Origin of the sequence: Saccharibacillus deserti (assembly GCF_013618475.1) — a bacterium.
GTDB classification, from domain to species: Bacteria; Bacillota; Bacilli; order Paenibacillales; family Paenibacillaceae; genus Saccharibacillus; species Saccharibacillus deserti.
In genome coordinates this window covers 109,122-129,950 of sequence record NZ_JABJVN010000007.1, presented here as the reverse complement: position 1 = coordinate 129,950, position 20,829 = coordinate 109,122, and the positions used below count along the sequence as shown (strand labels likewise).

General features: G+C 56.6%; 19 protein-coding genes. 7 read left to right on the top strand and 12 right to left on the bottom strand.

The window, feature by feature from the left end:
* Positions 1-27: 27 nt before the first annotated feature.
* The 7 genes from HOP44_RS17285 to HOP44_RS17255 form a co-directional block, all read right to left on the bottom strand.
* Positions 28-1,473: a DEAD/DEAH box helicase gene (locus HOP44_RS17285; protein WP_172255543.1), complete on the bottom strand. Its 1,446-nt coding sequence runs from the start codon at positions 1,471-1,473 to the stop codon at positions 28-30.
* Between the two features lie 208 nt (positions 1,474-1,681).
* Positions 1,682-2,101, bottom strand: coding sequence for a universal stress protein (locus tag HOP44_RS17280; RefSeq protein WP_172255541.1), 420 nt, complete (start codon positions 2,099-2,101; stop codon positions 1,682-1,684).
* 68 nt (positions 2,102-2,169) lie between these two features.
* Positions 2,170-3,405: an MFS transporter gene (locus HOP44_RS17275; protein ID WP_425501890.1), complete on the bottom strand. Its 1,236-nt coding sequence runs from the start codon at positions 3,403-3,405 to the stop codon at positions 2,170-2,172.
* Positions 3,402-3,875: a helix-turn-helix domain-containing protein gene (locus tag HOP44_RS17270; RefSeq protein ID WP_172255539.1), complete on the bottom strand. Its 474-nt coding sequence runs from the start codon at positions 3,873-3,875 to the stop codon at positions 3,402-3,404. The genes HOP44_RS17275 and HOP44_RS17270 overlap by 4 nt, the downstream gene beginning before the upstream one ends.
* Positions 3,876-4,062: 187 nt before the next feature.
* Complete coding sequence (locus HOP44_RS17265; protein ID WP_172255537.1) at positions 4,063-4,374, bottom strand: hypothetical protein; 312 nt, start codon at positions 4,372-4,374, stop codon at positions 4,063-4,065.
* 156 nt (positions 4,375-4,530) lie between these two features.
* A complete protein-coding gene (locus HOP44_RS17260; RefSeq protein ID WP_172255535.1) occupies positions 4,531-5,304 on the bottom strand; it encodes an SDR family NAD(P)-dependent oxidoreductase in 774 nt (257 codons plus the stop codon).
* An 84-nt stretch (positions 5,305-5,388) separates the two neighbouring features.
* Positions 5,389-5,847 carry a chemotaxis protein CheX gene (locus tag HOP44_RS17255; RefSeq protein ID WP_172255533.1) on the bottom strand — a complete coding sequence of 153 codons (459 nt, stop codon included), beginning with the start codon at positions 5,845-5,847 and terminating at the stop codon, positions 5,389-5,391.
* A 609-nt stretch (positions 5,848-6,456) separates the two neighbouring features.
* On the opposite strand from HOP44_RS17255, the gene HOP44_RS17250 reads away from it, so the two are divergent.
* From HOP44_RS17250 to HOP44_RS17220, 7 genes are all read left to right on the top strand, one after another.
* Positions 6,457-7,359, top strand: a complete 903-nt coding sequence (locus HOP44_RS17250) for a LysR family transcriptional regulator (RefSeq protein ID WP_172255531.1) — start codon at positions 6,457-6,459, stop codon at positions 7,357-7,359.
* A 38-nt stretch (positions 7,360-7,397) separates the two neighbouring features.
* The gene (locus HOP44_RS17245; RefSeq protein ID WP_172255529.1) at positions 7,398-8,207 is read left to right on the top strand and encodes a histidinol-phosphatase; all 810 of its coding nucleotides are present in this window, start codon (positions 7,398-7,400) and stop codon (positions 8,205-8,207) included.
* A gap of 219 nt (positions 8,208-8,426) precedes the next feature.
* Positions 8,427-10,244, top strand: coding sequence for a sensor histidine kinase (locus HOP44_RS17240; RefSeq protein WP_172255527.1), 1,818 nt, complete (start codon positions 8,427-8,429; stop codon positions 10,242-10,244).
* Positions 10,219-11,652, top strand: a complete 1,434-nt coding sequence (locus HOP44_RS17235; RefSeq protein ID WP_172255525.1) for a response regulator transcription factor — start codon at positions 10,219-10,221, stop codon at positions 11,650-11,652. The genes HOP44_RS17240 and HOP44_RS17235 overlap by 26 nt, the downstream gene beginning before the upstream one ends.
* Before the next feature lie 154 nt (positions 11,653-11,806).
* Positions 11,807-13,510 carry an extracellular solute-binding protein gene (locus tag HOP44_RS17230; protein ID WP_172255523.1) on the top strand — a complete coding sequence of 568 codons (1,704 nt, stop codon included), beginning with the start codon at positions 11,807-11,809 and terminating at the stop codon, positions 13,508-13,510.
* Positions 13,511-13,632: 122 nt separating this feature from the next.
* A complete protein-coding gene (locus tag HOP44_RS17225) occupies positions 13,633-14,523 on the top strand; it encodes an ABC transporter permease (protein ID WP_172255521.1) in 891 nt (296 codons plus the stop codon).
* Between the two features lie 20 nt (positions 14,524-14,543).
* Positions 14,544-15,434, top strand: a complete 891-nt coding sequence (locus tag HOP44_RS17220; protein WP_172255519.1) for a carbohydrate ABC transporter permease — start codon at positions 14,544-14,546, stop codon at positions 15,432-15,434.
* A 273-nt stretch (positions 15,435-15,707) separates the two neighbouring features.
* On the opposite strand, the gene HOP44_RS17215 is transcribed toward HOP44_RS17220, so the two are convergent.
* The 5 genes from HOP44_RS17215 to HOP44_RS17195 form a co-directional block, all read right to left on the bottom strand.
* The gene (locus HOP44_RS17215; RefSeq protein ID WP_172255517.1) at positions 15,708-16,298 is read right to left on the bottom strand and encodes a GNAT family N-acetyltransferase; all 591 of its coding nucleotides are present in this window, start codon (positions 16,296-16,298) and stop codon (positions 15,708-15,710) included.
* A 27-nt stretch (positions 16,299-16,325) separates the two neighbouring features.
* Positions 16,326-17,123, bottom strand: coding sequence for an AAC(3) family N-acetyltransferase (locus HOP44_RS17210; protein ID WP_172255515.1), 798 nt, complete (start codon positions 17,121-17,123; stop codon positions 16,326-16,328).
* Between the two features lie 110 nt (positions 17,124-17,233).
* Positions 17,234-18,022: a succinate dehydrogenase iron-sulfur subunit gene (sdhB, locus tag HOP44_RS17205; protein WP_172255513.1), complete on the bottom strand. Its 789-nt coding sequence runs from the start codon at positions 18,020-18,022 to the stop codon at positions 17,234-17,236.
* A gap of 172 nt (positions 18,023-18,194) precedes the next feature.
* Positions 18,195-19,940, bottom strand: a complete 1,746-nt coding sequence (gene sdhA, locus HOP44_RS17200) for a succinate dehydrogenase flavoprotein subunit (protein ID WP_172255511.1) — start codon at positions 19,938-19,940, stop codon at positions 18,195-18,197.
* Between the two features lie 17 nt (positions 19,941-19,957).
* On the bottom strand, positions 19,958-20,626 hold the full coding sequence (locus tag HOP44_RS17195; RefSeq protein WP_172255509.1) for a succinate dehydrogenase cytochrome b558 subunit: 669 nt from the start codon (positions 20,624-20,626) through the stop codon (positions 19,958-19,960).
* Positions 20,627-20,829 lie beyond the last annotated feature (203 nt).

Genomic DNA, 20,829 nt, shown 5'->3' with positions numbered 1-20,829 from the left:
GCGGCTTGGCGGGCGAATCGATCGGGATCAGGAAGGGTCCTGCGGGGACCTTTTGTCCTTCAGCCATTTCGGCGCGCCTTTGTCTTTGTTCGGCTGCTTCTTGCCGCCTTTGGGACCGCGTCCCGCAGGCTTGGCGGCAGGTTTCGGCCGAACCGCGGCCGGACCTCCGTCCGCGCCTTGACGCTCCGCTCCGTCAAGAGGCGTTTCGGCCGAACGGGCCGAAGGTGCCGCGCCGCTGCGCGCGGCCGGCTTCGCCGGAGCTTTCGCGCTGTCGCTGCGGCCCGCGGAAGGACTTTTCGACGTCCGCCGCGAGCGGCGCTCGTCGGCTTCCGCCGGATCGAGCACGACGCCGTCGTACATGGCGCGCTCTTGAATCTCGGTTCCCAGCTCCCGCGAGAATCTGCGCATGATGAACGCCTGGCGATCGGTCACGATCGAGACCGAAAGTCCTTTGCGTCCCATGCGGCCTGTCCGTCCCGCGCGGTGAACGTAATGCTCCGAGTCGGTAGCCGGATCGAGATGCACGACCAGTTCAAGACCCGGAATATCCAGACCGCGCGCCGCTACGTCGGTCGCGACGAGCAGACGGAACTTGCCGGAGCGGAACTGCGACAGAACGGTTGCCCGCGTCACTTTGTCCGAATCTCCGTAGAGCGTCCGCGCTTCGAGGCCGAGGTGATTCAGTTTCGCTTCCACTTCGGCAATCGTATCGGCCTGATTGACGAATACGATCGCACGCTCCGGGTTGTAATGTCGGACCACGCGGCGCAGCGTATCGATCCGGTCCCGCTGCTGGCATTCGAAATACAGATGCTGCGTCAACTTGACGAGTTTCTGTTCGGGTTCGATTCCGACATCGACGGGGTCGCGCATTTCGCGTTGGGCCAAGCCGCGGACATCCGGTCCGAGCGTGGCCGACAGGAAGACCAGCTGACGGTCGCGCAGGGCTCCCTTGAGCAGGGAGCGCACATCGTCCGCGCCTCCCATCTGGAAGATTTGGTCGGCTTCGTCCAGCACGATCGTACGCACTTCGTGCAGCTTCAGCTTGCGCGTCGACAGCAGCTCGCGCAGCCGTCCCGGCGTGCCGACGGCCAGATGGGGCCGCTGGCGCAGCTTCTCGATCTGCCGGGCCGCCGAAGCGCCGCCGATCAGACCGATCGTGCCGATGCCGAGAGCCGCTCCGTACTTCTCCCCTTCGCGTACGATCTGCATCGCAAGCTCCTGGGTCGGCGCAATCACAAGCACCTGGGTTTCTTTCTTCTCCGGGTCGATCCGCTCCAGCAGCGGCAGCAGATAACAGAGCGTCTTGCCTGTTCCCGTCTGGGATTGGGCCAATACGTCCCGCCCTTCGAGAATAGGCGGAATCGCTTCCGCCTGAATCGGGCTTGGCGTTTCGATCCCGTATTCAAGCAGCGCAGCCGTCAGCGCTTCGCCGATGCCGAGCTGCGCAAATTGTTCGATTTCTTTTGTCATTACTTGTTCCACCTTTATGTTCAGTCATGTCCTTTCTCCATTATAGGGGGAATCTCCGCAAATCCCAAATGAAAATCCAAAAGCCGGATACGCAAAAAAGCGCCCTCCCGCTTCATGATGAAGAGGAGAACGCTTGCCGGATCGCCTGGGGGGCCGGCCCGGACAGCGGATTCACTCCGGGCCGCCTGCGATCGGCGGATCGTAAGGATCAGCGGATCGTGAGCACCGGGCAGGGAGCATGCTGGACGACTTTGTGGCTGACGCTGCCGAGCAGCAGTTCGGCGGCAGGGCCGTGGCCGCGCGTGCCGACCGCAATCAGGTCGCAGTCTTCGCGGCGGGCAAACTCGCAAATCTCGCGCGCCGGATCCCCGCGGCGCACGGCCGTTTGATAATCCAGGCCGGAATCCGCGAGCAGCGCTTCCGCCGGACGCAGCTGCGCCAGGCCTTCGGCTTCGATCCGCGCTTCGGGATCGAAGCCGATCGCGGGCTCGTTCATCGAGAGCGCCGGGTCGACGTGCAGCGCCGTAACCGTCGGAGCGTCCTTCAATGCGGAAGCCAGCCGGATCGCTTCTTCCAAAGCCCGATCCGCACCCGGCGAACCGTCTATCGCTACCAGAATATGTTTCATGAATTCCTCTTCCTTTCTATGGGTGACTGGAACCGGAGCTTCTTGACCGCACCCGGCTCACTCCGCTATCAATGGCTGATCGCTTCGTCGATATGCGACAGATGGCGGCGTCTGAGCAGCAGGGCGAACACGCCGATCACGACCATGACCGCACCGAAGTAGAACGGCATTTCCGCGCTGAACCATTCCGCCAGCTTGCCGGCCAGGAACGGCGACACCGCGCCGCCCATAAAGCGGACGAAGCTGTAAGCCGCCGAAGCGGTCGAACGTTCGACCGGAGCGGATTCCATAACGGCCGTCGTAATCAGCGTGTTATTGATCCCCAGAAACGCACCGGCCACGATGACGCATACGATAACGGTGGTCGGACTGCCCATGACCGTACCGATCGCCATGGCGAGCAGGTCGACCGCGAACAGCGTCAGCATGACCGCCATCGAGCGGACCGTACCGAAACGGGCCTGAATACGGGGGGCGACAAACACGGATGTGATCGCAAGCAGCAGTCCCCAGCCGAAGAAAACATAGCCGAGTCCGTGTTCGTCCAGTCCCATTACGTAAGGCGAATAAGCCATCAGGGTGAAGAAGCCGAAGTTGTACAGGAAAGCGACGATCCCGAGCGTCATCAGCGAAGGATAAGCGAGCGCTTTGAACGGATCGGACAGCTTGCTCGTCGTTTTCGGTTTCGGGATCTTCGGCAGCAGCACGGTAACGGCCACGAAAGCCAGAGCCATCAGCACGCTGACGCCGAAGAACGGTCCTCTCCAAGAAATCGAGCCGAGTTCCCCGCCCAGCAGCGGTCCGACCGCGATACCAAGACCCAGTGCCGCTTCATACAGAATGATCGCTTTGGCCGTACCGGAAGTCGACAAACCGACGATAGCGGACAGCGCGGTCGCGATAAACAGCGCGTTGCCGAGTCCCCAGCCGCCGCGGAAGCCGACGATCTGGGCGATCGTATCCGACGAACCGGCCAGCGCCGAGAAGACGACGGTCAGGATGATCCCGCTCAGCAGCGTTTTTTTGACTCCGATCCGACTGGATACGAAGCCCGTAATGAGCATGGCCACGCCGGTCACGAAGTTGTAGCTGGTGAACAGCAGCGAGACCTGGCTCGGCGACGCGTCCAGCTGCGTGGCGATCGCCGGCAGGATCGGATCGACCAGCCCGATCCCCATAAATGAAATGATGCAGGCGAACATAACGGCCCAGACCGCCTTGGGCTGGGACAGGAATCCGCCTTCCTTCAGCGTTTTCCCTTCCGGAGGCCGCTGTCCAGATTGGGTCATTGATGCATTCTTCATGATTCCGTCCCCTCCATGTTGTCGGTTTTCGTACGATTTGCCTGTTCCGTTTCGAGCCGCGCGATTCCGCCGCGTACCCGTTTGCGAAACTGTTCCAGTTCTTCTTTTAACAGCAGAATCCTGCCGATTTTCTCGTCAAGCTTGCGCAGCTGCAGCTCCAGCGTTCCGTCCATTTCCCGAAGCTTCGACAGCTGGAGATCCGGTTCGCCGAGCTGCGGATACAGTTCGCGCTGACCGGTCAGCTCTTCCGCGTAGGCCATATATTCCTGAATTTCCTGCAGCGAGAAGCCGAGTACATCCCTTGCCGAAATGACGCGCCGCAGATGTTCGATATGGCTGCGCGTGTAACGCCTCGTTCCGCCTTCGCTGCGCTGCGGCGCCGGCATCAGGCCGATCTCTTCGTAGTAACGGATCGTCCGCTTGGTCAGTCCCGTCTCGCGGGCCACGTCGTCGATTTTATAGTCGCCCATGCTTTTCCCTCCCGCCTTTTCATAATTTTTCTGAACGTTTCGTTAATATTTCAACATTTACATATGAATATTACTACATAAAAATGTTAACGTCAACGTTAGATTATCTTTTTCTGTGGGAATCCGCTCCCCATAGAAAAAAAGCCGGATCCGCGAAAAACTCGCGGTTCCGGCTGGTCTCGTTTCTTTATTTTATTCTTTCGCCGGGTTGTGCGGCGCCGCCGGGCATCGACTTGAAACGGTCGATAAACGGACGCGGGTCGGTATTGACGGTATAAGAGAACACGCCGATGCTTGTGTGCAGATACAGCATGCCGATTCCCCCGCCGATCCGCCGGTACGACATATCGAACACATGCGTCAGGGAAAACTCCCGGCGGTGCGTCGTGATGCGGTCGTGATACAGATCGATCTGCCGGTCCGACCGGCTCCGTTTCTGCTCGCCTTCGCTGACTTCCCGCTCTACCTGGTAATAAGGCTGCGAAGCTACCCAAGCCACTGGATTCTCTCCTCCCGTCTTCTCCGCGGCTTCCGCCGGAAACCGCTGCCGTTTGTTTCTTCTAATGTAACGCAAAAAAAGCCCCGCGAAAACCTTCTCCTCCAATCGGGAAAAAGAATTCCGCGGCGCTCCGCGTTTCGGCCGACCGTCCGCCTTCTACTTGAGGTTCAGAAAACGTCCCGCCAGTTTGTCCGCCGTTCGCGGCATCAGTCCGTACAGCCGGACAGCGAGGCCCAAATAACGCGGAAGATCGATCTCGTCTTTGCGCGTCTCCATCATTCGCACCATCTCGCGCGCGACTTTCTCCGGCGGCAGGATAAAGCGGCTTACGCTTTTGACGTAACTGCCGTGCGGATCCGCCGTCTCGAAAAACGGCGTATCGATCGGCCCCGGATTGACGGTCGAGACGGCAATCCCGCTCCCGCGCAGCTCCTGGCGCAGCGAGTTCATGAAGCCCACAGCGGCATGCTTGGAAGCCGCGTAGCCGGCCGATTTCGCCGTGGCGAATTTGCCGGCCATCGAAGCGACCGTCATGATCTGACCGCCGCCGGCGCTTCGCATATGCGGCAGCACCGCTTTGGTGCAGCGCACGACGCCAAAATAATTCACATCCATGATGCCTTCATAGTCGGCCATGTCCATTTCTTCCGCCGTCTCGAAGAATCCGTAGCCGGCATTATTGACGAGGATATCGATTCGGCCGTACTCTTCCATAATCGAGCGCGCCGTCTCCTGAACCGAGTCCGCGCGGCTCACGTCAAGTACGCGAATGCCGTGCGGACCGGGTACAGCTTCCGCGGCGCGCTTCAGTTTGTCTTCGGAACGGGCGGACAAGATCGGGATCGCTCCGCGTTCCGAAGCCAGACGCGCAGCAAGCGCTCCGATTCCGCTCGAAGCGCCTGTAATCCATACGATTTTGTTGGTCAGCATATAGGCGAATGCTCCTTCAGAATTCCGGATAGGGGCGTTGAAGAGATCGAATCCCGGTCAACGCGGTAAGTTCGCCTTTTCAGTTTACGAAATCAGCACCTGAATATCCAGTTCGCCGATTCCATCCATCAGCAGCGGAATCGTCAAAGCCTTGTCCGGCATGATTCCGGTGAAGTCCTGCCCGTGTAACACACTCGGAGGCGTAATGTCGACGGTCACTCCCTGGTTGGAGAGCAGAATCCCGGCATTCCCGCTGATCATGTTGCCAAGTTCCGAGATTGCGCTGCGGCTCATATCGTCCATTTCGGTAATGGTAAAACCGCCCATCATCGCCGATACGATCCGCATCGCGACCTGTTCATGCAGACCGAAGATGATGTTGCCGCTCAATTGTCCGGTCATCCCAATCTGAATCCAGATGTGGTCGGCGATCGGCTTTACGCTTTTGACGGCAAGTGCGCCTGTCGACGGAGAAATCTGGATAAGCTGATGAAGGACCAGCTTGGCCGATTCCAAAAAAGGGTTGATTATTTCTGCTTTCATTCTATCCATTCGCCCCCTGCTGCCTAGGTTTTCGGAATCACGTCGTTTGAATTTCGGGACTTTAGAATCCGATGTCTTAAGTCCTATCCTTGAATATCCCAATTATACGCGAGAGAGAAAATTAAAGCATCTTATTTCGAGTGTTTATTTTGTTCGCATTTCCGCAACTTACCGACGTTTTTTGACATAGTCTGACACGCAAAAAACGCACAAGAAGGCAGATGGTGCTCTTCCGGGCGTCCTGCGTCGAACTTGGTAAATTTCTGTAAGTATTCGGCTTATTCTTTTATCGCCAGAAAGTGATCTTTATTTTATAGCCGAAGATTATTTCCCGAAATTTTGTGACCAAAGACAGGGTATTCCCTCCTTTTTTCACTCCAATGGCGCTTGTTCCGGCTTGAAAATCGGGTTTTTTTATCTATTTTAACGCTGAACGCACCTATTCGCCTCTTTTATTCGATCAGCCCGAACGTTTTTTCCCGGTTGAACCTTTCGCAAAGTCGGAGCTCTTGATTCTTTTGCAGGCAAAGCTCGGCTTATTCATTGCTTTTACTTTTGTTCTTCCCCTATAATTTAAAGAATCAAGTACGCGGTGGGAGGAGAAGTTTCATGAATATGAGTCAGCTGGAGACGCTCGTAACCATCTCGAAAACGATGAGTTTCCGCAAAGCCGGGGAACTGCTCAATCTGACGCAGCCTGCCGTTTCCGCACAGATCAAAAGCCTGGAAGACGAATTCAAGACCGTTCTCGTCGATCGCAGCCAGCCTGTGACGCTGACCGATCGGGGTCTGGTATTCCTCGAACATGCGGAGCGCGTGCTTTCCGTCGTGGAGGAACTGAAGCAGAAAATGACCGACCTCGAAGAAACGCCCCAGGGCCATATTATGCTGGGCACGACCACTTCCATCGCCATGCAAATTCTGCCGCGCGTTTTGTCCTATTTTCAAAACCAGTTCCCGCTGATCCAGACCAGTATCCAATCGATGCCTTCTTCGCAGATCTACAGTCTGGTCGAGAACGGCTCGGTCGATATCGGGATCGGTTATCTGATCGAACGCAATCCCGATCTGGAAACCTCCGTCCTCTATTACGATACGTTCGAATTGGTGGTCTCGCCCAAGAACGAACTGGCGCACAAGTCCAAGGTTTCGATCGAAGATTTAAAAAACGTTCCTCTTGTGATGCTGTCTCCGGATACGGTGGGGCGGCGTTTCGTCGAGCAGGTGTTCAAGCAGCACGGGATTGTTCCCCGCGTTGCGATGGAACTCTCCAGCAGCGAAGAAGTCAAACGGATGGTAGAGCTCGATCTGGGCGCAGCCGTCATCTCGAAGCTGTCGATTGCGCGGGAAGTCCGTCAGGGCTCGCTGATCATGCTGCCGCTGACCGAGTTCGAAGTCAGCCACCCGGTCGGCGTTATCTACCGGTCGGGCAAATATCTGAATTCCGCCATACGCCAATTCCTGGCCGATCTCAAAGGAATGCCCGAAACGCAGTTCATCGGGTCCGAATAAAAGCTTCCCATCTTAATGAAGCAAAGGAGCATCCGTCCATGAAGTTCGACCTGCATACCCATCACTATCGCTGCGGGCATGCGGACGGCGATATTCGGGATTATATCGAAGCCGCTATCCGCGAAGGTCTGTCCGTGATCGGAATCTCCGATCATATGCCGCATTTGTTCAGTCCGCTGGACCATCCGGTTCCGACGGTCGCCATGTCGAGACTCGAACTCGGCGCTTACGTGGAAGAAGTGCTGGCCCTCAAAAAAGAATACGAAGGCCGGATCGATGTGCTGCTGGGCATCGAATCGGATTATTTTATCGATCACGAACGCGTTTACCGCGAAGCGATCGAGCGTTATCCGTTCGATTACGTCATCGGTTCCGTGCATATCAGCGGCGGCAAAAGTATCTTTGACCGCAACCGCTGGCAGGACGTTCCGGCAGAACTTGCGGTCGAAGCGAAAAAAGAATATTACCGCCTGATCGAAGCTTCCGCGCGCAGCGGCATGTTCCAGATTCTCGGCCATATCGATGCCATGAAAGGCTATTATCCGGCTTTCGCCGATATCCCGGCCCCGGAAGCCGTAGATTCGGCGCTCAAGACGATCGGAGAGCTCGGCCTTGCGATCGAAGTCAACACCTCCGGCGGCACCAAGCACTGCGGAGGCTGGTATCCGTCGGACGCCATTCTCGAGCGGGCGCTTCACTACGGGGTCTCGATTTCCTTCGGCTCCGACGCCCATAAACCTTCCCGGGTCGGCGAAGACTTCGAGGCCGTCGCCGCGAAGCTGCGGGAGATCGGATTCAAGGAATGGATCTACGTCAAACAGCGCAAGCCGGTAGCGGTTCCCCTGTAAGACGCGGCTGGCCCGGCGGCTCGAAATCTCCTTATTCGCACCTGGATCTATTTCAAGTCCCCGTTTTACGCAGCTGCGTCGAACGGGGTCTTTTTCTTCCTCCTTTCCCCGCGGTTCTGTCCGGACGACCGGACCGGAGAGTCCCCCAATTTCCAAATTGCAGAGCTTTGCCGCATCCGTTACAATTTGAGTGATTCCGGAAGGAGGGACGGTCATGCTATGACAGGTTGGCTTCGCCGCAGGCGCCCGCCGCGGCCGAAACGGGAACGTCTTACGTTGAAAAAGCGCATTATTCTGATCTTCGCGGCGGGCATCGTTATTCCGTTCGTCATCACGACGCTGGTCTCGCACCGCACCATTTCCGTCATTCTCGCCGACAATCTGCACTCGGGCGTACAGAGCAATCTGCATCAAGTCCAGCTCTCGCTTGAGAATACGATCAGCAATCTCAATCACGTCTCGCAGCAGTTGGCTTATCCGGGAAGCGTAGGCAAACTGCTGGAACAGTATCTGGCGGCCGAGCAGGCATATGATCGGGCCGCCCTGATCGAAGCTATCCAAAGCGAGCTCAACCTGATCACTTTCACCAATCCGACAACGGGCTTCGTGATGTACCATCTGGCGGACGAGAATCGCGTGCTTTTCGCAAACGCCGGACTGAGAGGACGTTTCTCTCCCGAAGACCTTCCTCTTCTGGCGGGTTATTACGGCATTTCCTATTACGGTCCGCATATCAGCAAAGACCGCTTCAACGATCAATACGTACTGTCGGCATTGAGGAAGGTAAATCTGCCGGGCCGCGACAATGTCTATGTCTATATGGAATCCGGTTTCAAACTAACGCAGAATATTCTGGACAGCGATAATATCGTCAAGACCTCTTCGCATCTCATTTTGGATAACCCGGGGCGGATCGCTTACAGTGAGCTGCCCGAAATTTTCGCGGAGAACGGGTTTTTCCGTCCCGATGCGCACTCCGGCGAGCCCCACGGTCGGGATGCTCCTTCTTCGGGACTCGAAGGCGATTATTATTGGTTCAAAGGCACAAGCACCCAGGGGTGGAGCATCGTCTCGCTGATTCCCAAGAGCGATTACGAAGCCGAAAAACGCCGCTGGATCCAGATCATGACGATGCTGCTCCTCCTGTTTCTTGCCGTGGGGCTCGGAACGGCCGGGCTGCTGTGGAAAATGGTATACGAGCCGCTCAACCGCTTCAATCGCGAGATGAACGATGTGATCGGAAGCCGTTTCGACACCCCCTCCCCGCCCAGCCGGATTCCGGAATTCCAATACCTGCAGCAGCAGTTCCATCATATGAAGCATCAGATTGCCGGGCTGATCCATGAAGTGGAGCAGAAGGAGAAGCGGCGCGCGGATCTCGAAGTGGAAAAACTGCTGTACCAGATCAACCCGCACTTTTTGATGAATACGCTGGACACGGCGCATTGGCTGGCGGTCATCAACGGACAAAAAGAAATCGACAAACTGCTTGTTTCTTTGAACCGCCTACTGTATTACAATCTTGGCAAGCTGGGGCAGGTATCGACCATTCGGGAAGAGATCGACTCGCTGCGCCAATATCTGATTCTGCAGCAGATCCGGTACGATTTCGATTTCGATGTACGCATCCGGGTCGAAGATAAGGTGCTCGACGTTCCGGTTCCGCGGTTCATTCTGCAGCCGCTTGTCGAGAATGCGCTGTACCACGGCCTGGACGACGAAGGGCATATCCAGGTGGACGTCAAACGCGAATACGGAATGATCGAGCTGATGATTCGCGACAACGGAGGCGGCATTGCCGAAGCGGAAATCCGGAGGCTGTTGGACGAACAAAATCCCGCTCACGAAAAAGTCGGTATGGGGATCGGAATGAACTACGTCAAGCGGATGATCGAATCGTATTACGAAGGACGGGCGCAGCTTCGGCTGGAAAGCGTATTGGGCCAAGGAACCGCGGTTCGTCTTCTGCTGCCGGATGAGACGGACCCGCCAGACAAGGAGGAATCGACGGATGTTAAACGTGCTGGTAGTGGATGATGACAAGCTTGTGCGTCAGGGATTGATTTCAACCATGCCGTGGGCCGAGTTTGGACTGCGCGTCGTCGGCGAAGCCCGTAACGGAGAAAAAGCGCTGGAGTTTCTCGAAACCCACGAAGTCGATCTGCTGCTGACCGACCTCGCCATGCCCGTCATGTCCGGGCTCGAATTGATGCGCAGTGTTCGAAAACGTTATCCCCGGATATTTATTGTCGTGCTGACCCTGCATCAGGATTTTTCTTATGTACAGGAGGCTCTTCGGCTGGGGGCAATCGACTATATCGCCAAGGTCCAGTTGGAAGAAGAACGCTTCGAGGAAGTGTTGGGGCGCATCCGCTCGCGCATCGACAGCGAACACAGCAAGGATACTCCTGCATTCGAAAATCAGCTGCCGGCCGATACCGGCTATGCGCTGATTGGCGCAAACACGGCGGAACTTCAGCACGCGGTCCGCTTCGTTTCCGAGGAGTTCCGGCCGCCCCATTTCAAGACCGTGCCCCATCTCGCGGCATGGCTGGCCGCCAATTCCACGGAGGACGAGCAGTTGGCCGGCTTGCTGAACAAGGCCCTGAATCCGGAATCGGACTGCCGCATCCTTCGTTTAAGCGGTCTGCGGGGCCTGGGAATCTCCGAAATATCCGCCGGACTGTCGGCTTATCTGGATGAAGAATGGTTCTATGCAAGGCGGCCGGACAAACGTGCTTATGTGCTGAATCTGGCCGAGACGCAAACAGAGCCCGATACGCAGTGTCCCACTCTCGCCGAGACGCACATGCGGAATTTGCAGGAGATACGTCTGCGCGGTTCCCGGTTGGATTGGGTATACGACGCCGGATCGTTCGAAGCGCTGCTGGCGGATCTCGCCGCTCTGCGTCTTCCGTCTCCGAGACTTCACGGCGAGCTGCTCAGCTGGGGATACGCCTGGAATGCGGTCTACGAAGCGGTCTCCGGCAGCCGTCTGGAACCGCCCGAACGGCTGGACTCCTGGTTCGAGACGGAAAAGTTCATGCGACAGGCGCGTGAACAGCTGGGTACGGCTCTGGGATCCAGGCTTTATTCCATCGAAGTTCGTGCCAGCGTGACGCGCGCCGCGGCTCTGGTCCACGCAAGGCTGTCCGAGCCGCTGCAGGCGGGGCAGCTGGCCCGGGAAGTCAACATGAGCCGCAGCTACTTCAGCCAATGCTTCCGCGATATTTTCGGCATCACGTTTAACGAATACGTACGGCAGCAGCGAATCGACCGGGCCTGCACCCTGCTGGCCGAGACGCGCAAGACCGTGCAATGGGTTGCCGAACGGACCGGCTATACGGATGAGAAATACTTTAGCCGTATTTTCCGGGAGCAGACCGGTCTTCTTCCGAGCGAATTTCGGCAGCGGCATCTGCCCGAGGGGACAAATGTCCGCTAGAAGGGTAGAGACTTGTCCGACATCCGCTTCTTATGTCCGAATTGCGTGCATTTTCCTTACCAGACCCAAGACCGCTTTCTATCCATGAAAGCGGTTTCTTCGTGTTAGATTATACCTATCTTCATTAATCTTCTACAGAAAGAAGGGGAACGTCATGAAGCGAAAAGTCTCGATGACAGGGATGGTTTTATTGTCGGCCGCTTTGATGCTCGGAGCCTGCGGCAGCCCGGAAAAATCTGCCGAACCGGCAGCCGGGGAAGCCGCAGCGCCAAACAGCGAGCCGGCCGATCCTTATGGACGTTACGACGAACCGACGACAATCTCGATCGGCATGCAGGTGGACCCGACGGACAAAGACCTGCCGGCCGGCGACACGCCGCTGGACAATCAGTATACGCGGCAGGTCAAAGAAGCGCTGAATGTACAGGTCGAACATGCTTTTACCGCTTCGGCCGCCAACATGCGCCAGAAGATCAGTTTGGCGATTGCCAGCAACGATCTGCCCGACGCTCTCGTGGTCAATGCCGTCGAACTTCGGCAGATGGTCGCCGCCGGCCAGCTCGCCGATCTGACGGAGGTCTATAACCGCTACGCTTCTCCCGAAATCAAGGACATTATCGAAAAAACAAACGGCGTAGCGTTGAAATCCGTTACGTTCGACGGCAAAATGTACGCGATTCCCGGCGTGCAGGCCGACGCGGACGGCATTCATATCATGTGGATTCGCCAGGACTGGCTGGACAAATTGGGCCTTGAACCTCCCAAGTCGATGGAAGAGCTGGAGACGGTCGCCCGGGCTTTTGTCGAAAAGGATCCGGATGGGAACGGCTCTGCCGACACGATCGGCATTTCCGGCCCGCAAAGCGGAGACGGCAAAATGTACGCGAACTTCCTCGAGTCGAAAAATAATCTGTACGGATTCGATCCGGTCTTCTCCGCTTACGGTTCTTTCCCGGGTTTCTGGTTGGACAACGGAGGCAGCCCCGTCTACGGTTCGATTCAGCCGGAGACCAAAGAAGCGCTGGCGGGACTTCGCGACCTCTATGCCAAAGGGCTGATCGATCCCGAAATGGCGGTGCGCGCCGCTTCGGACGAACCGATCATCAACGGCAAATCGGGAATCTTCTTCGCTCCTTGGTGGATGGGCTACGGACCGCTGACCAATGCCGTCAAGAACAACGCCAAAGCGGACTGGCAGGCTTACGCGCTGCCTCTTAACGCAGACGGAGCTTTCCAGCCGCATGCGGCAACGCCTTCCACCGAATTCGTCGTGGTACGCAAAGATTACGGGCATCCGGAAATTCCGATGAAGATGCTGAACAATCTGTTCAAGAACGAGATGGAGAATACGTTCGACCCGAGCAAAGGCGGACCCGGTTTCTATCCGCTTCGCGTCGTATTCGCGCCTTCGGACGAGATCGAATTCACGAACAAAGCCGTCAAGGAAGTCCTCGCCGGCACCAAAACCAAAGAAGATTTTGCCGATGCCCGATCGTACAAACTTCTGCCTTCGGATCTTGATTCGATCAAGACCATCAAGCAGGAACCCTACGATAAATGGAATATCGAAACCTGGACGCCGGACGCCGATTGGGGAGCCTGGACCCGTGCCTATTCGATGATGGTCGGCGGCAACCCGCTTGTCGAGACGGAGATGGAAAAAGTCAAAAGCCTGATCTACGAACAGACGCCGCTGATGGAAAGCCGTTGGGTCAATCTCAAGAAGATGGAAGACGAAATGTTCCTGAAAATCGTAATGGGGGTCGCTCCGATCGACAGCTTCGATCAGTTTGTCGAAGACTGGAAACGCCAAGGCGGCGAACAGATTACCAAAGAGGTGGCCGAGGCGCTTCAATAGTCACAGGTAACGTTCAGCCGAGGTAACGCTCCCGATTCCCCGAACAGGGTCTCCACGGGGCGTTACCGCGGCGTTCGATAGCGATGCAGCGCCTATCCCCGTTTGGAAAGGAGTTTTGACGGATGCGGATCAAAGGCTTCGACAAACACTATTATCTGATGCTGCTGCCCGGCTATCTGTGGTTGATCGTATTCAGCATCATTCCGATGTTCGGAATCGCGATCTCTTTTCAATATTTTAATCCCGGCAAAGGCATATTCGGCTCGGATTGGGCCGGGCTGGAACATTTCCGCTATATGTTCGTGCTGAAGGACACCCGTGAGGTTTTCGTCAACACGCTCATTATCGCCGTACTCAAAATCGTCACCAACCTGGTCGTTCCGCTGGTGTTCGCGCTCATGCTCAACGAGCTGCGCCAGATGATCCTTAAGCGCTGGATCCAGACCGTCGTATACCTGCCGCATTTCCTCTCCTGGGTGATCCTCGGCGGCATCGTATTGGATATCTTTTCGTACAATGGTCCGATCAATCAGCTCGGAGCGCTGCTCGGTTTCAAGCCCGTGCTATTTTTTGCCCAGGCGGAGCTGTTTCCGTGGTTGGTGGTCGGCAGCGATGTCTGGAAAGAATTCGGATTCAATACGATTATCTACCTGGCCGCACTGACGGGGATCAATCCTGCCCTGTACGAAGCGGCGGGCATGGATGGTGCGGGCCGCTGGCGCAGTTTGTGGCATATTACGCTCCCGGGCATCCAGACGACCGTGGTCCTGCTTGCCGTGCTCAGTCTCGGCAACGTGCTGAACGCCGGCTTCGACCAGATCTTCAACCTGTACAATCCGCTCGTTTATTCCACCGGCGACATTATCGATACTTGGGTATACCGCACGGGCCTGCTTAACCTGCAGTACGAGCTGGCAACCGCGGTTGGGCTGCTGAAGTCCGTCATCGGATTCATTCTGATCAGCATCTCTTATTATCTGGCTTACCGGCTGATCAATTATCGGATTTTCTAATCCATACGGGAGGTGCGCTTATGATCCGGGACAGAACTTGGGGGTCACGCCTCACGGATATCGGATTGCTCGTCATTTTGATCACAATCACCCTGACCTGCGTGCTGCCGATCTGGTATACGCTCGTCTTGTCGCTCAGCTCCAATTCCGCTGCGGCGTCGGGCCAGGTTTGGCTGTGGCCGGTCGGCTTCAACCTGAACGCCTATACCCAGATTTTGAAAGACACGCAGTTCTTCGGTTCTTTCTGGATCTCGGTTCAGCGGGTAGCGCTTGGCGCCGCCCTCAACTTTGTCGTGGTGCTGCTGATGGCTTATCCGCTCTCCCGAACTTCTAGGCAGTTCAGAGCCCGCGGCATACTGATGTGGATTCTCGTCTTCTGCATGCTGTTCAACGGCGGCCTTATTCCTCTGTATCTGACGGTAAAACAGCTTGGAATGCTGAACAGCATCTGGGCGCTTGTTCTTGTCGGAGGCGCGCAAACGCTCGTATTCAATGTTATTTTAACCGTGAATTTTTTCCGGAATCTGCCCAAAGAGCTGGATGAAGCCGCACTCGTTGACGGAGCCGGCCCCTGGTATTCGCTCATCAAAATCTATCTGCCGCTGGCGGTACCCGTTCTGGCGACCATCACCTTGTTCAGCATCGTGTATCATTGGAACGAATTCCTCTACGGACTGATCTTCATGACGCGCGAGCAGTATTATCCGCTGCAGACTTACATTCAGCAGATGGTCGTCTCGGTTGATCCGTCTACCATGAGCGAAGATCAGTATCGCAGGCTGTCGGAACTGTCCAACCGGACGCTCGACGCCGCCAAGATCTTCGTGGCCATGCTGCCGGTCATGATCGTCTATCCTTTCCTGCAGCGCTATTTCATTCACGGTATTACGCTCGGTTCGGTAAAAGAATAATCGCGTTTGGCCAACTGTGCCGCGCACGACGTGTACGGCTCAAACAAACGGACTTCGGGAAAAATCCCGAAGTCCGTTTGTTTGAGCCGAAAAGCTTATTCACCTTCCCCTAAACAAAAAAAGGGACCCGGACTTCCGTCCGGGTCTAATCACTTCTATTTCAAAAGGGGGTCATGTCTTATTTATACCCCATCCATGTTAGAAAACAATTTCGCTTATATTTCAATTGTGTAACAAAGCCTATCTGGCGCGAAAACAAAGAAATTCTCCGCTTCAGGCCTGGGCTTCCAGATTCTCGCGGGTCAGGGTAAAAACGACAACGCCCAATTCGTCGTCGCGCCGCTTCACTCCGAAGCCGAACTCCGGCCGGTGCTGGCGCTCCATGCCGATCTTCTCCAGAACGCGAAGCGAAGCGGCGTTCTTGACGAAGCAGCGGGCCTGAATCCGTTCCAGCTCCAAATACCGAAAGCCGAAAGCCGCCAAGGCATCGGCTGCTTCCGTCGCATAACCTTTCCCCCAATGCTCGTGCGACAGCGCGAAACCAAGCTCGGCTTTGCCGCCCCGCGCATCCCAGCGCTGGAACGAACACAAGCCGATAATTTGGTCTCCGCCGTGCAAAAAGACCCCTAGATGCAGGGCGCTCAAACTCCGGTACGATTCTTCGATCTGCCGGTAGACGCGATCCGGATTGCCTATACCGAAAGTGCGCCCCGCCGAAGCCAGATAACGGTTCACTTCGGCATCGTCGGCGCTTCGGCTCCAATTCCGGATATCCTCATGCGTCAGGATGCGCAGCTCCAGCCGTTTGGTGCGAATCGGCAGCCACTCGGGCAGGCTGTCCGCAATTCGTTCTTTGTCCGCCATATCCTTTGTTCTCCCCTCGTTCTTGGCTCAGCGATACAATTCCAGCCATCTTACGGCGTAATCGACCATTACGGACTGCCGGACAAGCCTGCACTCCGCGCGGCCGATTCGGCCGCGCCGAATCTTGGAAGCCCGCTCCGTGTCGAAGTCGGCGCCCATTCGCTCGAAATCGTCCGAATCGAAATTAATATCGGCAAACGACACCCATTCGGGCCCGTTTGCGCCGGGCACTTTGGCCGTTGGCCGCAGTTCCTTTTTGCCGCGGTACGCCGCCCGGTATTCGCCCAGATGAAACGACGTGTTCGTTCCATAGCCGGTACCCAGCATCAGCACCCAGGCATCCAACTCATACAGACGGCCGAGCGGCGAATGTTCGCCCAGCCCGTATTCCAGCGGATGACGCTCCGTAATATAAGAGGCCTGCGGGCCCCTCGCCGCAAAAGACAGATGGGGATGCGGACTGCGCCGCGTACCGCGCTGTTTGCGGAAGGTTTCCGGCACGGCACCCATTCCCCGGGTAACCGTCAGATCCGGATCGTACAGAGGCATTTCCCGGCGTACCAAGTCCCACCAGAGCGGATCGAGCGGCGGGCTCATCCAGATTGCGGGATCGGTCAGATCCGACGACTGCGTCGGCATCACAAGCGTACCTTCGTCGCCCAGCGCATCTTCCAGCCCCAGGATCACAGCTTCGGCTCCTCCCGCAATCCATCCTCCGATCGCTTTGAGAGACGAATGCACGAACAGGACGGACCCCGGCTCGACGCCCAGGGCCCGGGCTTCGTCGGCAATCGATGTTCGGGTATACGGTTTTTCGACAATCATGGCAATCAGACTCCATCCTTCATTTCATTCGTTACGCCAAAAATCCGAGGAGCCCGGCAGCGGGCTTCTCGGATCTATATTCCCGGTCGAAGAAGTCTGCCGGGCGCTTCTTACTGCGCAAACCAGCGTTTGAACATTCTCTTCGTCGTTTGCTTGTTCAGCTCGGCGATCGAAGTGGTCAGCGGAATCCCTTTCGGACAAGCGCGTACGCAGTTCTGGGAGTTGCCGCATCCTTCGATGCCGTCGCTGCCTTCCATTAGCGTATCGAGACGGTCGTCGGCATTCATCTCGCCGGTCGGATGCGCATTGAACAGGCGAACCTGCGACAGCGCGGCCGGGCCGATAAAGTCCGTCTTGTCGTTGACGTTCGGGCAGGCTTCCAGACAAACGCCGCACGTCATGCACTTGGACAATTCATAAGCCCACTGACGTTTTTTCTCGGGCATCCGCGGTCCGGGACCCAAATCGTATGTTCCGTCGATCGGAATCCAGGCTTTGACTTTCTTCAGCGCGTTGAACATCCGGCTGCGGTCGATCACCAGATCGCGTACAACCGGGAAAGTCGCCATCGGAGCGACGCGGATCGGCTGTTCCAGCTGATCCACGAGCGCCGAGCAGGCTTGACGCGGCTTGCCGTTGATCACCATCGAACAAGCTCCGCATACTTCTTCCAGGCAGTTCGACTCCCAGCAGACGGGAGCGGTGGAGCCGCCGTTTGCGTTGACGGGGTTCCGCTGGATTTCCATCAGGGCGCTGATGACGTTCATGCCCGGGCGGTAAGGAAGATCGAATTCTTCGGTGTAGGGCTTGGTTTCCGGCGTGTCCTGACGGGTGATCACAAATTTGACTCTTCTGGCTGTGTTCTGAGATGTTTGCGGCACGGTTGTGGTTTCCGCCATGGTCGTTTTCTCCCCCATTCGCTTGATATGGACAAGGCTGCGCGTTTCTTCGAAACGCGATTATGCAAGTTTCTGCGAAACTTCGCTGAGTTTGCGCGTTTCTTCGAAACGCGATTATGCAAGTTTCTGCGAAACTTCGCTGAGTCTGCGCGTTTCTTCGAAACGCGATGCATTAATCTTTGGAATAGTCGCGGACGCGCGGAGGAATCAGGGATACATCGACTTCCTCGTAGGAAATGCTTGGGCCGTCCGGCGTCCAGGCTGCTTTGGTCGTCTTGAGGAATTCCTCGTCGTTACGCGTCGGGAAGTCCGGTTTATAGTGGGCTCCGCGGCTTTCGTTGCGCAGGAGCGCGCCTTTGGTCATCGCTTCGGACAGCTCCAGCATGTTCCAGAGCTGACGGGTGAACGCGACGCTGGAATTGTTCCATTTGGCCGTATCCATCATGTTGATCTTGCGGTAGCGCTGCTTCAATTCCTTGATCTTGTTGATCGTCTGCTCCAACTTGTCGTTATAGCGTACGACCGTCATATTGTCGGTCATCCACTCGCCCAGTTCGCGGTGCAGCACGTACGAGTTCTCCGTACCGCCGTCCATCGCGAGCAGTTGATTGTAGTTGGCTTGATGCTTGGCGGTGCTTGCGTCGAACAGCGAGCTCGAAAGATCCGCCGCCGATTTTTTGAGACCTTTGATATACTCGACCGCTTTCGGACCGGCTACCATACCGCCATAGATGGCGGAGACGAGCGAGTTCGCGCCGAGACGGTTCGCACCGTGGTATTGATACTCGCATTCGCCGGCGGCGAACAGCCCCGGAATATTCGTCATCTGGTTATAGTCGACCCACATGCCGCCCATCGAATAGTGAACGGCCGGGAAGATTTTCATTGGAATCTTGCGCGGATCGTCGCCCATGAACTTCTCGTAGATCTCGATAATGCCGCCGAGTTTGACGTCGAGTTCTTTCGGGTCTTTGTGCGACAGATCCAGGTAAACCATGTTCTCGCCGTTGATGCCGAGCTTTTGGTCTACGCAGACATTGAAGATCTCGCGCGTCGCGATGTCACGCGGAACGAGGTTGCCGTAAGACGGGTATTTCTCTTCGAGGAAATACCACGGCTTGCCGTCCTTGTACGTCCAGATCCGGCCGCCTTCGCCGCGCGCCGATTCGGACATGAGGCGCAGCTTGTCATCGCCGGGAATGGCTGTCGGGTGAATCTGGATGAATTCGCCGTTCGCATAGTGAACGCCCTGCTGGTATACGGCGCTGGCCGCGGTACCGGTATTGATGACCGAATTGGTCGTCTTGCCGAAAATGATGCCGGGTCCGCCGGTCGCCAGAATCACGGCGTCGGCTGTGAAGGTCTGGATTTCCATCGTGCGCAGGTTCTGCGAACTCACGCCGCGGCAGACGCCTTCGTCGTCCAGTACCGCACCGAGGAATTCCCAGTTCTCGTACTTGGTTACGAGACCCGCGGCTTCGTAGCGGCGCACCTGCTCGTCGAGGGCGTACAGCAGCTGCTGGCCCGTCGTCGCGCCGGCGAACGCCGTACGGTGAAACTTCGTACCGCCGAAACGGCGGAAATCGAGCAGGCCTTCCGGCGTACGGTTGAACATAACGCCCATCCGGTCCATGAGGTGAATGATGCCGGGCGCGGCGTCGCACATCGCTTTGACCGGAGGCTGGTTGGCGAGAAAATCTCCGCCGTAGACCGTGTCGTCAAAATGCAGCCAGGGCGAGTCGCCCTCGCCTTTTGTATTAACCGCTCCGTTGATGCCGCCCTGCGCGCACACGGAGTGCGAACGCTTGACGGGAACGACGGAGAATAATTGTACGGGAACGCCGGCTTCGGCCGCTTTGACGGTTGCCATGAGACCCGCAAGCCCTCCGCCGACGATAATAAGTCCGGATTTTGCCATGTCTGATTAAGTCCCCCTTAGCCGATCATTGTTTTCAACGTGGTTATCGCACTGGCCGTATCTGCAAATTCTTCCCCGCGGAAAGCGAACAGCGACAGCATGAACAGGGCCGTTACAATCACGAACAGACCCAGGCAGGCGTAGGAAGAAATACGCTGCGCGCGCGGTCCCACCGTAATGCCCCAGCTGACGAGGAACGCCCACACGCCGTTGGCGAAGTGGAAAGTCGTGGCGATGACGCCTACCAGGAAGAAGACGAAGAATCCCGGCTGCGTAACAATGTTATGCATAAAGCCGCCGAGTTCGTCGTGAGTGGTATTACCCAACGTAATCTGGAAACGGGTCGAGTACACGTGCCACACGATGAACACGAAAGCGATCACGCCGCTTACACGCTGCAGGATAAAGCGCCAGTTGCGCTCGGTCTTGAAGTGCCCCAGGTTAGGCTGGGCCTGATACGCAATATAAAGTCCGTATACGCCGTGGAAGAGCAGCGGAAGCCAGATTGCGAACAGTTCAAGGAAAAAAACTAATGGTAGATCGTTGAGTGTGTGCACCGCCTTGCGGAAGCCTTCCTGCCCGCCGTCGAAAGCCGCATAATTGGTAATTGCGTGCTCGATCAGGAACAAACTGAGCGGAATTACCCCCAATAACGAGTGCACCTTTCTGGCGTAGTAACCTTTCATCTGCCCAACCGTCCCCTTTCATCGTTCGGCACTCCGCCGCTGCCCGGAAGCAAGTTCCTTGGCGCTGCAAAATGCCATTTTAGAACGTTTTCATAAATCCCACGTTGGAAATTGCCGCCCTTCCGCCCCGCCTGCCGAAGCAAACGAACGACCGGAATTCCAAACCTATTAGGCTTTTGCAAACAACGCGGCTTCCCTTTTTA

Excerpts from the sequence above, each read along its gene's own strand:
- HOP44_RS17285 (WP_172255543.1), bottom strand. The coding sequence starts at position 1,473 with ATGACAAAAGAAATCGAACAATTTGCGCAGCTCGGCATCGGCGAAGCG.
- HOP44_RS17280 (WP_172255541.1), bottom strand. The coding sequence starts at position 2,101 with ATGAAACATATTCTGGTAGCGATAGACGGTTCGCCGGGTGCGGATCGG.
- HOP44_RS17275 (WP_425501890.1), bottom strand. The coding sequence starts at position 3,405 with ATGAAGAATGCATCAATGACCCAATCTGGACAGCGGCCTCCGGAAGGG.
- HOP44_RS17270 (WP_172255539.1), bottom strand. The coding sequence starts at position 3,875 with ATGGGCGACTATAAAATCGACGACGTGGCCCGCGAGACGGGACTGACC.
- HOP44_RS17260 (WP_172255535.1), bottom strand. The coding sequence starts at position 5,304 with ATGCTGACCAACAAAATCGTATGGATTACAGGCGCTTCGAGCGGAATC.
- HOP44_RS17255 (WP_172255533.1), bottom strand. The coding sequence starts at position 5,847 with ATGAAAGCAGAAATAATCAACCCTTTTTTGGAATCGGCCAAGCTGGTC.
- HOP44_RS17250 (WP_172255531.1), top strand. The coding sequence starts at position 6,457 with ATGAATATGAGTCAGCTGGAGACGCTCGTAACCATCTCGAAAACGATG.
- HOP44_RS17245 (WP_172255529.1), top strand. The coding sequence starts at position 7,398 with ATGAAGTTCGACCTGCATACCCATCACTATCGCTGCGGGCATGCGGAC.
- HOP44_RS17240 (WP_172255527.1), top strand. The coding sequence starts at position 8,427 with ATGACAGGTTGGCTTCGCCGCAGGCGCCCGCCGCGGCCGAAACGGGAA.
- HOP44_RS17235 (WP_172255525.1), top strand. The coding sequence starts at position 10,219 with ATGTTAAACGTGCTGGTAGTGGATGATGACAAGCTTGTGCGTCAGGGA.
- HOP44_RS17230 (WP_172255523.1), top strand. The coding sequence starts at position 11,807 with ATGAAGCGAAAAGTCTCGATGACAGGGATGGTTTTATTGTCGGCCGCT.
- HOP44_RS17225 (WP_172255521.1), top strand. The coding sequence starts at position 13,633 with ATGCGGATCAAAGGCTTCGACAAACACTATTATCTGATGCTGCTGCCC.
- HOP44_RS17220 (WP_172255519.1), top strand. The coding sequence starts at position 14,544 with ATGATCCGGGACAGAACTTGGGGGTCACGCCTCACGGATATCGGATTG.
- HOP44_RS17215 (WP_172255517.1), bottom strand. The coding sequence starts at position 16,298 with ATGGCGGACAAAGAACGAATTGCGGACAGCCTGCCCGAGTGGCTGCCG.
- HOP44_RS17210 (WP_172255515.1), bottom strand. The coding sequence starts at position 17,123 with ATGATTGTCGAAAAACCGTATACCCGAACATCGATTGCCGACGAAGCC.
- sdhB (WP_172255513.1), bottom strand. The coding sequence starts at position 18,022 with ATGGCGGAAACCACAACCGTGCCGCAAACATCTCAGAACACAGCCAGA.
- sdhA (WP_172255511.1), bottom strand. The coding sequence starts at position 19,940 with ATGGCAAAATCCGGACTTATTATCGTCGGCGGAGGGCTTGCGGGTCTC.
- HOP44_RS17195 (WP_172255509.1), bottom strand. The coding sequence starts at position 20,626 with ATGAAAGGTTACTACGCCAGAAAGGTGCACTCGTTATTGGGGGTAATT.